This is a genomic window from Diaphorobacter caeni (assembly GCF_015354245.1).
GTDB classification, from domain to species: Bacteria; Pseudomonadota; Gammaproteobacteria; order Burkholderiales; family Burkholderiaceae_C; genus Diaphorobacter_A; species Diaphorobacter_A caeni.
In genome coordinates, this window is record NZ_JADKYZ010000003.1 from 477,321 (window position 1) to 490,875 (window position 13,555).

13 protein-coding genes are annotated in these 13,555 nt (G+C 64.6%); 5 read left to right on the forward strand and 8 right to left on the reverse strand.

Annotated features, from left to right (window positions below):
• Positions 1-77: 77 nt before the first annotated feature.
• Both ISG32_RS09905 and ISG32_RS09910 read left to right on the forward strand, forming a co-directional pair.
• Positions 78-545, forward strand: a complete 468-nt coding sequence (locus tag ISG32_RS09905; RefSeq protein WP_194770833.1) for a nucleoside deaminase — start codon at positions 78-80, stop codon at positions 543-545.
• A 32-nt stretch (positions 546-577) separates the two neighbouring features.
• Positions 578-1,828, forward strand: a complete 1,251-nt coding sequence (locus tag ISG32_RS09910; protein WP_194770834.1) for a cyanate transporter — start codon at positions 578-580, stop codon at positions 1,826-1,828.
• On the opposite strand, the gene pdxR is transcribed toward ISG32_RS09910, so the two are convergent.
• A complete protein-coding gene (gene pdxR / locus ISG32_RS09915) occupies positions 1,801-3,360 on the reverse strand; it encodes a MocR-like pyridoxine biosynthesis transcription factor PdxR (RefSeq protein WP_194770835.1) in 1,560 nt (519 codons plus the stop codon). The two genes, ISG32_RS09910 and pdxR, sit on opposite strands and share 28 nt — an antisense overlap.
• 146 nt (positions 3,361-3,506) lie before the next feature.
• Here pdxR and gabT point away from each other — a divergent pair, with 146 nt between their 5' ends.
• The 3 genes from gabT to ISG32_RS09930 all read left to right on the forward strand — a co-directional run bounded on the left by gabT (position 3,507) and on the right by ISG32_RS09930 (position 7,223).
• Positions 3,507-4,817: a 4-aminobutyrate--2-oxoglutarate transaminase gene (gabT, locus tag ISG32_RS09920; protein WP_194770836.1), complete on the forward strand. Its 1,311-nt coding sequence runs from the start codon at positions 3,507-3,509 to the stop codon at positions 4,815-4,817.
• 175 nt (positions 4,818-4,992) lie between these two features.
• Positions 4,993-5,661: a c-type cytochrome gene (locus tag ISG32_RS09925; RefSeq protein ID WP_194770837.1), complete on the forward strand. Its 669-nt coding sequence runs from the start codon at positions 4,993-4,995 to the stop codon at positions 5,659-5,661.
• A 44-nt stretch (positions 5,662-5,705) separates the two neighbouring features.
• On the forward strand, positions 5,706-7,223 hold the full coding sequence (locus ISG32_RS09930; RefSeq protein ID WP_194770838.1) for an FAD-binding oxidoreductase: 1,518 nt from the start codon (positions 5,706-5,708) through the stop codon (positions 7,221-7,223).
• 73 nt (positions 7,224-7,296) lie between these two features.
• On the opposite strand, the gene ISG32_RS09935 is transcribed toward ISG32_RS09930, so the two are convergent.
• From ISG32_RS09935 to lpxD, 7 genes are all read right to left on the reverse strand, one after another.
• A complete protein-coding gene (locus ISG32_RS09935; RefSeq protein ID WP_194770839.1) occupies positions 7,297-8,535 on the reverse strand; it encodes an alpha-hydroxy acid oxidase in 1,239 nt (412 codons plus the stop codon).
• A 110-nt stretch (positions 8,536-8,645) separates the two neighbouring features.
• Entirely contained in the window at positions 8,646-9,422 is a 777-nt protein-coding gene (locus tag ISG32_RS09940) for a TrmH family RNA methyltransferase (protein ID WP_194770840.1), read from the reverse strand.
• A gap of 74 nt (positions 9,423-9,496) precedes the next feature.
• Positions 9,497-10,135 carry a ribonuclease HII gene (rnhB, locus tag ISG32_RS09945; RefSeq protein ID WP_194770841.1) on the reverse strand — a complete coding sequence of 213 codons (639 nt, stop codon included), beginning with the start codon at positions 10,133-10,135 and terminating at the stop codon, positions 9,497-9,499.
• Positions 10,098-11,291, reverse strand: coding sequence for a lipid-A-disaccharide synthase (gene lpxB, locus ISG32_RS09950; protein WP_267254022.1), 1,194 nt, complete (start codon positions 11,289-11,291; stop codon positions 10,098-10,100). The genes rnhB and lpxB overlap by 38 nt, the downstream gene beginning before the upstream one ends.
• A 3-nt stretch (positions 11,292-11,294) precedes the next feature.
• Positions 11,295-12,083 carry an acyl-ACP--UDP-N-acetylglucosamine O-acyltransferase gene (gene lpxA, locus ISG32_RS09955; protein ID WP_194770843.1) on the reverse strand — a complete coding sequence of 263 codons (789 nt, stop codon included), beginning with the start codon at positions 12,081-12,083 and terminating at the stop codon, positions 11,295-11,297.
• 20 nt (positions 12,084-12,103) lie between these two features.
• A complete protein-coding gene (gene fabZ, locus ISG32_RS09960) occupies positions 12,104-12,544 on the reverse strand; it encodes a 3-hydroxyacyl-ACP dehydratase FabZ (protein ID WP_166069906.1) in 441 nt (146 codons plus the stop codon).
• Positions 12,545-12,556: 12 nt separating this feature from the next.
• Positions 12,557-13,540, reverse strand: coding sequence for a UDP-3-O-(3-hydroxymyristoyl)glucosamine N-acyltransferase (gene lpxD, locus ISG32_RS09965; RefSeq protein WP_194770844.1), 984 nt, complete (start codon positions 13,538-13,540; stop codon positions 12,557-12,559).
• Positions 13,541-13,555: the final 15 nt, after the last annotated feature.

The following is a 13,555-nucleotide window of genomic DNA, read 5'->3' on the forward strand; positions in this document are numbered from 1 at the left end:
CACAACGCCCCTACCAGCAGCACGCAGCGCGGCATTGCCGGACAATCGGGGCATTTTTGGAAGATCAGGAGTTCCCCATGTCCCAGCATGCCGCGCTGATGCGCCAGGCCGTGCAGCTTGCGCACGACAACCGCGAACGCGGTGGCCGTCCCTTCGGAGCCGTGCTGGTGCGCGGCACGGAAGTCATCGCCACCGGCATCAACGAGATCGTGCAGTCCCACGACCCGAGCACGCATGCCGAAATGCAGGCCCTCCGTGCGGCCACGCGCGCGCAGGCAAACCCCTCGCTCGCGGGCTGCAGCATCTACGCGAGCGGCCATCCCTGCCCCATGTGTCTGGCCGCCATCGTGATGACCGGCGTGGAGAACGTCTTCTTCGCGTTCGACAACGACGATGCGACACCCTACCGGCTCTCGAGCGAAGGCACCTACCAGCGCCTGCGCTTGAGCCTCACGCCACCTCCGCTGCCGATCACCCGCGTGGAGACCGGCATCACCGCCGCGCAGCTCTACGGCGATGCGCCCTGGCCCGATGACGTGAAATGAAATGAAGTGAAGTGAAGTAGAGCAATCCATCGATGCAAAACAAAAAGCACAACAGTTCCCCCGCATCCCCTTCCCCATCCGCCTCCTCACTTTCTCCCGCTCTGTGGGTTCTGGTGGTCATCGCCATCACCATCAATCTGCGTCCGTTTCTCACCGCCGTCGGTCCGCTCGGACAGGCGATCCGCGACAGCACGGGCATGGGCCTGAGCCAGCTCTCGTGGCTCACGCTGCTGCCGATGGCGCTCATGGGCGTCGGGGCATGGGTGGCGCCGACGGTGTCGCGATGGATCGGCGCGCGTAGTGCCATCTGCGGCTCGCTGCTGCTGATCGCCTTGGGCTGCGCGCTGCGGTTGCCGAGCGCTGGCGCGGCAGTGCTGCTCGCCACCGCGGCGCTTTGCGGCGCGGGCGTGGCGCTGATTCAGGGCGTTCTTCCCGGCGCCATCAAAAGGGAATCTCCGCGCCATGTCGCGCAGATGATGGGGCTGTATTCCTGCGCGCTGATGGGCGGAGGTGCCTTCGGAGCGCAGATTTCACCGCTTGCGATGCAGTGGGGCTGGGACTGGCGTGCCGCCCTCGCGCTGTGGACGGTTCCGGTGCTTATCGCCCTGCCGCTCGCATGGTACGCATTTGGCCAGATCAACGAGCATCATTCAAACAACGCAGTAAGCTCGACACAAACGCAGTCCAGCGACACCGGCTGGCTGATCCGCCGCCCGCGCACCTGGCTGCTCATGGCCTGCTTCGGCCTCGTCAACGGCGGCTACGCGGCGATCGTCGCATGGCTCGCTCCGTTCTACCAGACCCACGGCTGGAGCGCCGCGAAGAGCGGCACGCTCGTCGCCATTCTCTCGATCGCCCAGGCGACCGCCGCGCTCACCCTGCCAGCCCTCGCGGCGCGCCATCAGGACCGCAGGCCTTGGATCGCCTTCACGCTGCTGTGCCAGCTGCTCGGATTCGCCGTGCTGATCTGGTGGCCCGACGCGGCCCCCACGCTCAACGCCATCGTGCTCGGCGTGGGCCTTGGTGGCTGCTTCGCGCTGATGATGGTGGTGGCGCTCGATCACCTGCCGTCCCCCTCGCAAGCAGGCGCGCTCAATGCGCTGATGCAGGGCGGCGGCTTTCTTCTGGCATCACTTGCGCCCTGGGTGATTGCGCAACTGCACGAGGCGACGGGGAAGTTTGAATCCGGTTGGATGTACCAGCTCGGCGCGGTGTGCGTGGTGTGCGTGCTGGTGGCAAGGCTGTCACCTTCGCGCTATTCCGTCGTGATGAAGGCGCCTTGACGCACGGAAGGCCGCACGCCGGACTCCTTCAAAGTCTGCAGGAGAATGAAGAACGCCGACTGCATCGTCTCCTCGGGAACGGCCGCGTAGCCCAGCAGCAGTCCCTTGGTGGGTTCCGTAGTACGGTAGTAGCGCGAGAGCGGCCGGCCGAGCACGCCGCGTGACTGCAGAGTCTGCGCCAGCTGCACGTCATCCGACTGATCGGGCAGTCGCAGCACCAGTTGCAGACCCGCCTGACTGTCGGTCTCCACCAGAAAGTCCTCGCCCAGATAGCGCAGGATCAGCGTGCGCAGCCACTCGCGGCGGCGGCCATAGAGCACGCGCATCCTGCGGATGTGTGCGGCGTAATGGCCTTCGCGGATCAGCTCCGCGAGCGCGAGCTGGGTGACCACATGCCCCTCGCGATACAGCTCGGCATGCATGCGGCGCATGGGCGTGACCAGCTCCGGCGGCAGCACCATGTAGCCCACGCGCAGGCCCGGAAAAAGCGTCTTGCTGAAGGTGCCGATGTAGATCACCGGGGCATCCTGCTCGAGCCCCTGCATGGCCGGAATCGGGCGGCTCGCGAAGCGGAATTCGCTGTCGTAGTCATCCTCCAGAATCCACGCGCCGTGCTTGCGCGCATAAGCCAACAGCGCTCTGCGCCGCGCAAGGCTCATCACCGTGCCGAGCGGGTACTGGTGCGAGGGCGTCACGCAGATCAGCTTGGGGGGCGCGGCCTGCTCGTCGAGCGTGATGCCCTCGCCGTCAACGGCCCGGCCCACGACCTCGACACCGGGGGACATGCGCAGCACGTTGGCGATGCCCCAGTAGCCGGGGTCTTCCATCCAGACGGCATCGTACCGATCGACCAGCGTGCGCACCGTCAGATCGACGGCTTGGTGCACGCCTTCGGTGATGAGGATCTGCTCGGGCGCGCATTGCACCGAACGCGCGACACGCAGGTAATCCACCAGCGCCTGCTTGAGCGGCAACGCGCCGCCTGCGGTGTCGTAGGTCAGCATCTCGGGCTGGGCATGGCGCCACAGGCGATTGAGGATGCGCGCGTAGATGGCGCGCGGGAACTGCGACACGTCGGGCACGCCCGGCATGAAGGCACCCCACTGCCGGTCCGCCGCCGACGCGTGCGCGAGCACCTGCTGCGCGCCCTGTGAAAGCACGACCTCGCGGCGGCGCTGTGCAGGCACGGCGACGCTCGTGCGCCCGGACCGTGCTGCGCGCGGTGCTCGCAGCAGGGACTCCGGCGTGGTCTGCGCCACGAAGGTGCCGCTGCCCACGTGGCTGACCAGATAGCCCTCCACACCCAGTTGCTCGTATGCGTGCGCGACGGTGTTGCGCGAGACGGCAAGCTCCCGCATCAGCTCGCGCGTGGCGGGCAGGCGCGTGCCGGGCTTGAGCGCGCCCGTGGCGACGCCCTCGCGCAGCAGCGCGCACAACTGCTCAACAAGCGTGAGGCGCCCCCCGTGCTGCTGCGCATCGGTGCCCCAGCCTTTTTGCAGCAGCCAATCCACACAGACCGAACTTTTCGCCATCGCGTCGCCTTTGCCTTTCCCCAATCCCGCAAGCCGCCCAAATTGACCCCCTATTCTCATGCAAAAGTGGAGCCATTCAAGGGGCTAATTTCACGTTCAATGGAACCTTGTCGCAACACCGATCACCCAACTCCCAAGGATTGCCCATGACGACCAATGCCGAACTCAAGACCCGCCGCCTTGCCGCCGCCCCGCGCGGCGTGGGCGTGATGTGCGATTTCCACGCGGCCCAGGCCGACAACGCGCTGATCACCGATGTCGAAGGCAAGCAATACATCGACTTCGCCGCCGGCATCGCCGTGCTGAACACCGGCCACCGCCACCCGCGCATCGTCAAGGCCGTACAGGAGCAGCTCTCGCACTTCACCCATACGGCCTACCAGATCGTCCCCTATGAAAGCGCCATCGCGCTGGCCGAGCGCATCAACGCGCTGGCCCCGATCGACGGCCCCGCCAAGACCGCCTTCTTCACGACCGGCGTCGAAGCCGTCGAAAACGCGGTGAAGATCGCGCGCTACGCCACCGGACGCTCAGCCGTCATCGCGTTTCAGGGCGCCTTTCACGGCCGCACGCTGATGGGACTCACGCTCACCGGCAAGGTCAATCCCTACAAGGCAGGCTTCGGCACGATGGTGAGCGACGTCCATCACGTGCCCTTCCCCACCAACGGCGTGAGCGTGCAGGACAGCCTCGACGCGATCCAGACACTGTTCAAGTCCTCCGTGGACCCGCGCCGCGTGGCCGCGATCATCCTCGAGCCGGTGCAGGGTGAAGGCGGCTTCAATCCCACGCCTGCCGCGCTGTTCGAAGGCCTGCGCAAGATCTGCGACGCCAACGGTATCCTGCTGATCGCCGATGAGGTGCAGACCGGCTTTGCCCGCACCGGCAAGCTGTTCGCGATGGAGCATCACACGGTCAAGGCCGACCTGATCACCATGGCCAAGAGCCTCGGCGGCGGTATGCCGATCTCCGGCGTCGTCGGCCGCGCCGACGTGATGGATGCCCCCCACCCCGGCGGACTCGGCGGTACCTATGCGGCCAATCCACTGGCAGTGGCTGCAGCCCATGCCGTGATCGACGTGATCGCTGAAGAAAAGCTCTGCGACCGCGCCGCGCGACTCGGCGAGCGCCTGCAAGCGCGCCTCAAAACCATCAAAGCCAAGGACGCGGGCATCAGCGACGTGCGCGGCCTCGGCTCCATGGTCGCCGTCGAATTCCACGACGCCGCAACCAACGCCCCCGATGCCGACCGCGTCAACGCCATCGTCAAGACCGCCATGTCCAACGGCCTGCTGCTGCTGACCTGCGGCCTCTACGGCAACGTGATCCGGTTCCTCTATCCCCTGACCATCGAAGATGCCCTGTTCGACAAGGCGCTCGACATCATTGAAAACGCGATCAAAGGCGAAACCAAGCCAGCGGTCAGCAGCACAAGACCAACAACCGCTGCAGCGTAACCGTCCTCGATCCACCCCCACAACGCCAATACCCCGGCCCACCACGGAGCGCGGAAACGCAAGCTCCGTCATTTTTGCTGGTGCCCGAGGCCGCGGCCTCAAGTCAAGCAGTTGTCTTACAGGCTGGGCAGCCGGCGATGTAGTGGCGTGGTCTTTTTTTCCCTAGCATTCGGGAATGGAAAAAAGCAATGCCATCAACGCCCCGCGGCACGCAGGTTTCGCGCTGTTTGCCGCGACACTGTTCATTGCTGGCAATGCGCACGGCGCGCAGCCAGCGGCCTCGGGCACCACCCAGGTGCCGACGGAGCAGACTCGCTATCCCGGCGATGTAAAAAGACAGCCTGCCGTCGTCAGCCAGTGTCTTGGCTGCCACGGCCCGGCGGGCGTTACCCAGGTGCATGACTGGCCTAACATCGCGGGAATGCCTCGCGCCTATCTGCTGGAGCAATTGCAGAACTTCAAATCGGGCAAACGCCAGCACCCGATGATGCAACCCGTCATCGTCAACGTCAGCGCGCCCGAAATGCAGATGCTGGCCACATGGTTCTCGGCACAGGCACCCGCCATTCCCCGCCCGGCCACTGTCGCCGCAAGCGCACCAGCCAAGGCTGCCCCCGCCGTGGCCGCTGCCTGCATCGCCTGCCATGACAGCAAGGCCATGCCGGACAACCCCGGTATCGCAGGCCAGAAGGCTCCCTACATCGCCGAGCAATTGCGCGCATTCCGTGCGGGTCACCGCAAAAATGAAACCATGGAGCCCATGGCCAAGGGATTGAGTGACGCGGACATCACGGCTCTGGCAGAGCACTTCAGCGAACTCGCGCCGCCAGCCGACAAGCAATAGCCGCATCCTTGAATGCAGCCGGTCCAGACACCAGAGATCCATCCATGACGCAAACAAACACATCACTCATCCGCCGGGGTGTTCTCAAGCTCGCCGGCATTCTTGGCGCCAGCGGCGCGCTGGGAAACGTCTCCGCGTTGGCACAAGCCAAGGACCAGCCGCGCAAAGCCACGCCCAATCCCCCTCGACCGGCTGGTCTTGAACACTTCAAGGGCGAAGTGATTTCGCGCAGTGACTCGCGTTACCTCGCATGGTTCTGGGCGATGACCTGGTATCGCATCAAACCCAACCGTTTTCCGGTGATGTTCGCGCAACCGACGGGCAAGGACGATCTGGCGCTGCTGATGAAGTACGCCGAGCGAAAAAACCTTCGACTGGTGCCTCGCAGCTCCGGTCACAACATCTCCAACCCGGTGCTGCAACAGGATGCGATCACCGTCGACATGTCCCTGTTCGACCAGATCGAAGACATCAATTCCGAGCAGAAGTTCGTATGGGCAGGCCCCGGCGTTCTGAGCGAAACGCTGAACAAGCAATTGTTTGCCAAGGGCTTCGCGTTCCCTTCCGCACATACCGGTTTCGTGACAATCGGCGGATATCTGCTTGGCGGTGGAATGGGATGGAACATGCCCAAATGGGGCATGGGCTGCGGATCGGTGATGGCGGCGGAAGTGATGCTGGCCGACGGGCAGGTGGTGACCGCGTCCGAAACGGAAAACCGGGACCTGTACTGGGCCATCCGTGGCGTGGGGCCCGGCTTCTTCGGAATGGTCCTGCGCTACAAACTGCAGATTCACGCAGTGCCCGTCATCGTCAAGAACACCTATTTCTACACGCTCGACAAAGTGGAGGAAGCCGTTGCGCAATACCTCAAGCTGCTGCCCCAGAGCGCGTTTCGCTCCGAGGTGCTCGGAGCGCTCGGCAAATTCAGTCCGCCGGGAACCCCCGAGGGCAAGGAGCAGTGGCACTGGGTGGTGAACATCATGTCGTTTGGCGCCACCGCACAGGAAGCGCAGGCTGCGGCCGACGTGTTCACGCACGACGAAACGGTGGCGAAACTGGCGGTCGCCAATCCCTTCAAGAATGTGCCGCTGACCTATCTCGATCTCTACAGCCAACTCTCCACCGACTTCTACAGCCAGTACCGCACCAGCGAGATCGCGCTGTTCACCGACGAGCCAGGAAAAGCGCTTGCAACGCTCGGCAAGCTGATGTCGACCAAGGCGCTGGACCAGCGCTCATTCGGATTCTCGGTGCTGGGCACCAATCCGACCGTGCCCGAGCCCTGCAGCTTCACCTATGCCGCGCCGCACTATCTGTCGTGGTACCTGATCGGCACATCGAATGCCGACGTCGAGAAGAACTACCGCCTCGCCGACGAACTGCACGCAGCGCTCAAGCCCCTCGCCAAGGGCTACTACATGAACGAGATTGACCTCACGCGCTTTCCACAACTGGCCCGGGAATGCTTTTCCAAAGACAAGTGGCAGAAGCTGCTTCAAGTGCGCAAGCAGTACGACCCCAAAAAGCGTTTTGTCAGCTATCTGGACAAGGCCTCTTGATGAGCGGCCTCGTCCATCCGGCGCGGTCACCCGCAGCGCCGGGTGGATCCGCTGCAGGCCGGAAACCGACAACTCAGGATGCGCCCTGACCCGGCGCGCGCATGACGAAATCCCGGTTGAACTCCTGAACGGAACCCAGACCGGCGATCAGCATATCTCGCGTCAGTTCAGCCTTCAGCCGGTCATAGGCGCTCTTCACCCCCATCCAGCCGCCAAGCGACAGCGCGTACAGCACGGGCCGACCTATCGCGACCGCATTCGCCCCCAGCGCAAGCGCCTTGAACACATCCGTTCCGCGGCGAATGCCGCTGTCCATGATGATCGGCACCCGCTTCTGCACGACGTCCACGATCCCCGGCAGCGCATCAATGGCAGCGGACACGCCGTCGAGCTGACGGCCGCCGTGGTTGGACACCTGGATCGCGGCGACGCCATGCTCGAGAGCCAACTGGGCCATCTCCGGCGTCAGTACGCCCTTCAAGACCAGTGGAAGCCGGGTGTTGTCCTTGACGAACTTGACGTCATCCCAGCTCAGGCTCTTCTTGAATGTGCTTGATCCGCTGTTGACAAGCCCGAGGTTCGCAGGAAACTGAAAACCCATGCGCAGCGTGGCGTCCGAACTGCCGGGGGCGAACGCATCGATCGCCAACACCACGGCGCTGTAACCGGCGGCCTCCGCACGCTTGAGCAAATCGCGCGACTTGCTCAGGTCGTCCGCAAGATACAGCTGAAACCACTTGGGGCCCTTGGTTGCCGCGGCGATGTCCTCGATGGTGCGATTGGCCGCGGTGCTCACGGTCATCAACGTTCCGGCTTCGCCCGTCCCGCGCGCCGTGCCCAGTTCGGCCGACTGGTGCGCCAGCCCGTGCGCGCCCATGGGCGTGGTGATGACCGGAAGACTCAGTTGCTGGCCCAGCAGCGTGATCCGCAGGTCCGGTGCCGGCTTCCCGACCAGATACTGCGGCTTGATCGCAATGCGGCCAAAGGCCGCACGGTTTTCGCGCAGCGTCCATTGGCTGTCCGAGCCCGACGAGATGAAGGCAAACGCTCCGGGGTCCATGACCTTGCGCGCCTCGTTCTCCAGATCGTTGAGATCCGCTATCTGCAAAGGCCGAACGATGTCCTGCGCCTTGAACGCCGCGCTGGGCGCAGCGTCATTGTCGGAGCCCACGCGCAGCGGCGTGGCGGTCGCGCCCGAAGCGGCCGGGGCGGTCTGGGTCTGCGCGTTCGCCATGAGCGCGGGAGCCGCTACGGCACCCGCTACGGCGGAGCGGATGAATTGCCGGCGGGCGAGAGGGGACGTGGATGCCATTTGAACAAACTCCTCGGTTCCTGAGACAGGAAGAAAACACTCCGCATCATGCAACAGCGGCGCATGCACGGTTGTCGTCCAAACCCGCTTCTTGAAAAACGCCAGACAGATCAGCCGCGTCCCGCGCCGCTTGCGTGCAGGCAGATCGCGGCGGCGGCCGCCACGTTGAGCGACTCTTCACCACCCGGCTGCGCGATGCGGATGTGCGCCTCAGCACGCGCCTCGATCGCGGGCGAGACGCCCTGCCCCTCGTGGCCCATGACCCATGCGCAGGGCCAGGGGAGTCTGGCCTGGTGCAGAAACTCTCCGCGATGTGAGCTGGTGGCCAGCAGCGGCACCGAGAGCGTGGCGATGTCTTCCTCGCCGAGTCCTTCGACCAGTCGCAACGCGAAATGTGCACCCATCCCGGCGCGCAGCACCTTGGCGCTCCAGAGCGCCGCCGTGCCCTTGATGGCGGCGATCTGCGTGAAGCCGAAGGCCGACGCGCTGCGCAGCACCGAGCCGACGTTGCCGGCGTCCTGCAGACGGTCAAGCACCACGGTCGGCGCGTTCGCATCGAGCCCGCTCGCGTTGGGCAGCGCCATCACATAGCCCATCTGCGCTGGCGATTCGAGGCCGCTGATGTCGCGCCAGAGCGCATCGGCGATCAGCACGTTCTTCTCCGCAGCCTGCTTGAGTTCGGTGGGCGCGGACGGCCAGAACGATTCGGCGAACACGGCGATCTGCGGCTGCATGCCGCGCGCCAATGCGGCGCTGCACAGGTGATCGCCCTCGAGCCAGACACGGCCCTGCTTGCGATACGCGGTGCTGTCCTGCGACAGACGACGCAGGTCCTTGACCAGCGCGTTGTCGCGCGATTGGATCACCAAGGGAGTTGCTGCTGTCATGTCGTCGTCACTTCAATCGAAAAAACCGGGTGGAGCGTTCAGCTTACACCGGGAAGGGAAACCGGGTCCGCCGCTCAATCGGCGCGCGAAAGGCAGGCCTGGGCCACCGGAGCGAAGCTGCGGCGATGCTCCGGGCAGGCACCATGTTCGCGCAGTGCCGCGAGATGCACGGCTGTGCCGTAGCCCTTGTGGGCGTCGAAACCGTATTGCGGGTACTGCTGGTGCAACTGCTCGCACCAGCGGTCACGCGTGACCTTGGCGAGAATCGATGCGGCGGAAATCGCCTGCACCAGCGCGTCGCCCTTGACGATGGCCTCGGCGGGAACATCAAGCTGCGGCAGGCGATTGCCATCGACCAGCACGCGCACGGGCTTGAGGCGCAGGCCGAGCACGGCGCGGCGCATGGCGAGCATCGTGGCCTGCAGGATGTTGATCTCGTCGATTTCCTGCACGCTCGCCTCGGCGATGCAGAAGCACAGCGCCTTGGCGCGGATTTCGTCGAACAGCTTTTCGCGTTTGGCGGCAGTGAGAATCTTGGAGTCGGCCAGACCCGCAATCGGGTGCATGTCGTCGAGAATGACGGCGGCGGTCACCACGGGACCGGCCAATGGACCACGCCCCGCTTCATCGACTCCTGCCACCAGACCCGGTGGGTGCCAGTCAAAGCTGGACTGTTCAGCCCTTGGTGTCGGCAAGGATTTTTTCGATCGCATCAGCGGCCAGTTTCGGTGTATCGCGCAGCAGGCTCTCGTGAAGCTCGGTGAAGCGCTTTTCAAGCGTGAGAATGGTTTGGGGTTGCTGCGAATACGCGTCCAGCCACCGCGCGGCGGCTGCCGCCAGCGCCTCGGGCGTGGCCGCATCCTGCAGCAGTTCGGGCACGACAAAGTCGCCGCACAGAATATTGGGCAGCCCGACCCACGGCTGCAGTTGCTTGCGCTTCATGAGCCGCCAGCTGATCGGATGCATGTGATACGAGATCACCATCGGGCGCTTGTAGAGCGCCGCTTCGAGCGTGGCCGTGCCGCTGGCGATCAGCGTGCAGTCACAGGCGGCGAGCACCGTGTGCGACTGGCCGGTGACGATCTGCAGACGATCCGCGACGCCGCATTCGTGGGCCATGGCTTCGATCTTCTCGCGCTGCCTGGGCACGGCGGGCACGACCGCCTTGAGCCGGGGACGCGTCTTCAGCAGAATCGCCGCCGCCTCGAAAAACGGCCTCGCGATGAACTTCACCTCGGCCGAGCGGCTGCCCGGCAGGATGGCGAGCACTTCGTCATCGGCGGCCAGGCCGAGCTGCGCGCGCGCTGCCTGCTTGTCGGGCACCATCGGAATCACGCGGGCCAGCGGATGGCCCACATAGGTCGCGGCGATGCCGTGTCGTGCCAGCAGTTCGGGCTCGAACGGAAAGATACACAGCACATGGTCGGCGCTTGCACGGATCTTGTCGACGCGATTGGCGCGCCAGGCCCAGATCGACGGGCAGACGAAGTGCACCGTCTTGATGCCCGCCTCGCGCAGCTTGCCTTCGAGCCCCAGATTGAAATCGGGCGCATCGACGCCGATGAAGATGCCGGGCGGATGGGCGATCAGCTTTTCGCGCAGCTCCTTGCGCAGCCTGAACAGACCGAGGATCTTCTGCAGCAACTCGAGGCTGTAGCCATGCACCGCCAACCGCTCGCTCTGCCACCACGCGTCAAAACCGCGCTCCTGCATCTTCGAGCCGCCGATGCCGAAGGACTGCACGTCGGGCCATTTGTCGCGCAGACCATCCAGCAGCAACCCAGCAAGCAAATCGCCGGAGGTTTCTCCGGCGACCATCGCTATCCTGGGACTGCTTTTGGCAGACAAGGGGGTGTCGGGCAACGTCATCGATCAGCGCGCTATGCCTCGCTGCGACGCGGCGACGAAGTCGCGCAACTGCACGATGTCGGACTCGGCGGCGCGGTGCTCTTCGATCAGAGCGGTCATCGCGCCGATCGAGGCCTCCAGTGTGAGACCCTGCCGATAGAGCACGCGGTAGGCCTGCTTGATTCCGGCGATGCGTTCGGCCGAGAAGCCACGGCGACGCAGGCCTTCGACGTTGAGGCCACGCACGGCCAGCGGATTGCCGTCGACCATCATGAACGGCGGCACGTCCTGCGAAATGTGGCTGGCAAAGCCCGCCATCGCATGGGCGCCGATGCGCGAGAACTGGTGCACGCCGGTCAGTCCGCCGACGATGGCCCAGTCGCCGAGCTGCACATGGCCCGCAAGCGTGGCGTTGTTGGCGAGGATGGTCTGGTTGCCCACCACGCAGTCATGCGCAATGTGGACGTAGGCCATGATCCAGTTGTCGTCACCGATGGTGGTGACGCCCCTGTCCTGCGCGGTGCCGAGATTGAAGGTGCAGAACTCGCGGATCGTGTTGCGGTTGCCGATTTCAAGACGCGTGGGCTCGCCCGCGTACTTCTTGTCCTGCGGCACGCCGCCAAGCGATGCGAACTGGAAGATCCGGTTGTCTTCGCCGATGCCGGTGTGACCTTCGATCACGCAATGCGGCCCGATGCTGGTGCGTGCGCCGATGCGCACATGCGGCCCGATGACCGCATAGGGTCCCACCGTCACCGTGCTGTCGAGTTGCGCAGCAGGATCGACGATGGCAGTGGAATGGATGTTGGACACGGACCGACCTTCGGAAAAGCTCAGGCCACGGTACGCATGGTGCACATGATCTCGGCTTCGCAGGCGATGCTGTCGCCCACGCGCGCCACGCCCTTGAACTTGTAGATGCCGCCCTTGATGCGGTCGAGATCGATTTCGAGGATCAGCTGGTCACCCGGCTCCACGGGGCGCTTGAAGCGCGCGCCGTCGATGCCGACGAAGTAGAACACCTTGTCGTCGCCGGGGGCTTCGCCCATCATGTCGAACGACAGCAGGCCCGCGGCCTGCGCCAGCGCTTCGAGCATCAGCACGCCGGGCATGACGGGGCGTGCCGGAAAGTGGCCAGTGAAGAAAGGCTCGTTGATGGTGACGTTCTTGATCGCCTGAATATGCTTGCCACGCTCGAGCTCGACCACACGGTCTACCAGCAGAAACGGGTAGCGGTGAGGAAGCAGCTTGAGGATTTGGTGAATGTCCATCATGATTTCAGCGGTCTAACCGTCGTTTTTGATTGTTTGTTCCAGAGCCTTGACCCGCTCGCGCAGCTTGTAGAGCTGGCGCAGCGTGGCCGCGTTCTTTTCCCAGTTCGCATTGTCGTCGAACGGGAAAACTCCCGTGTAGTGTCCGGCGCGCGGAATCGAGCGCATGACCACGGTATTCGTGGAAATGTGCACATTGTCCGCGATTGTGAGGTGCCCGATGATCGAAGCGGCTCCCGCAATGATGCAATGGGCGCCGATTTTCGTGCTCCCCGCGACCGCCGTGCATCCCGCCATGGCCGTATGGTGGCCAATGTGCACGTTGTGCGCGATCTGGATGAGGTTGTCGAGCTTGACGCTGTCTTCAATCACGGTGTCTTCGAGAGCGCCGCGGTCGATGCAGGTGTTGGCGCCGATCTCGACGTCATTGCCGATGCGCACCGCGCCGAGCTGCTCGATCTTCACCCACTCCCCCTTGGAAGGAGCGAAGCCGAAGCCATCGGCACCGATCACGACACCCGGATGAATGATGCAGCGCTCGCCGATGACGCAGCGCTCGCCGACGTTGACGCGTGCCTTGAGCACGGTGTTGGCACCGATGCGCGCGCCCCGCTCCACCACGCAGAGAGGGCCGATGAAGGCGGTGGGATCGACTGTCGCTTCCGGGTCCACGACGGCACTCGGATGCACGCCGTGAGGCTTGCCCGCCGCATGCTCGCGCTTCCACAGTTGGGTGACGCGGGCGAAATACACATAGGGATCGGGCGTGACGATGCAAGCGCCGCGCGCCAGTGCGGCATCCCGCATGGCCGGAGCCACAATGACGCAGGCCGCCCGGGAGGCGGCCAGTTGACTCTGGTAGCGCGGGTTGTTCAGAAAGGCCAGTTCGCCGGGCCCGGCGGTCTCCAGAGGTGCGATGCGGGAGATTTCGATCTCCGCACTCCCCCCCTCAAGACTGCCTCCCAGTTCATTGATGATCTGTCCTAGAAGCACGCTCACGCAATACCTGTCGCT

Excerpts from the sequence above, each read along its gene's own strand:
- ISG32_RS09905 (WP_194770833.1), top strand. The coding sequence starts at position 78 with ATGTCCCAGCATGCCGCGCTGATGCGCCAGGCCGTGCAGCTTGCGCAC.
- ISG32_RS09910 (WP_194770834.1), top strand. The coding sequence starts at position 578 with ATGCAAAACAAAAAGCACAACAGTTCCCCCGCATCCCCTTCCCCATCC.
- pdxR (WP_194770835.1), bottom strand. The coding sequence starts at position 3,360 with ATGGCGAAAAGTTCGGTCTGTGTGGATTGGCTGCTGCAAAAAGGCTGG.
- gabT (WP_194770836.1), top strand. The coding sequence starts at position 3,507 with ATGACGACCAATGCCGAACTCAAGACCCGCCGCCTTGCCGCCGCCCCG.
- ISG32_RS09925 (WP_194770837.1), top strand. The coding sequence starts at position 4,993 with ATGGAAAAAAGCAATGCCATCAACGCCCCGCGGCACGCAGGTTTCGCG.
- ISG32_RS09930 (WP_194770838.1), top strand. The coding sequence starts at position 5,706 with ATGACGCAAACAAACACATCACTCATCCGCCGGGGTGTTCTCAAGCTC.
- ISG32_RS09935 (WP_194770839.1), bottom strand. The coding sequence starts at position 8,535 with ATGGCATCCACGTCCCCTCTCGCCCGCCGGCAATTCATCCGCTCCGCC.
- ISG32_RS09940 (WP_194770840.1), bottom strand. The coding sequence starts at position 9,422 with ATGACAGCAGCAACTCCCTTGGTGATCCAATCGCGCGACAACGCGCTG.
- rnhB (WP_194770841.1), bottom strand. The coding sequence starts at position 10,135 with ATGCGATCGAAAAAATCCTTGCCGACACCAAGGGCTGAACAGTCCAGC.
- lpxB (WP_267254022.1), bottom strand. The coding sequence starts at position 11,291 with ATGACGTTGCCCGACACCCCCTTGTCTGCCAAAAGCAGTCCCAGGATA.
- fabZ (WP_166069906.1), bottom strand. The coding sequence starts at position 12,544 with ATGATGGACATTCACCAAATCCTCAAGCTGCTTCCTCACCGCTACCCG.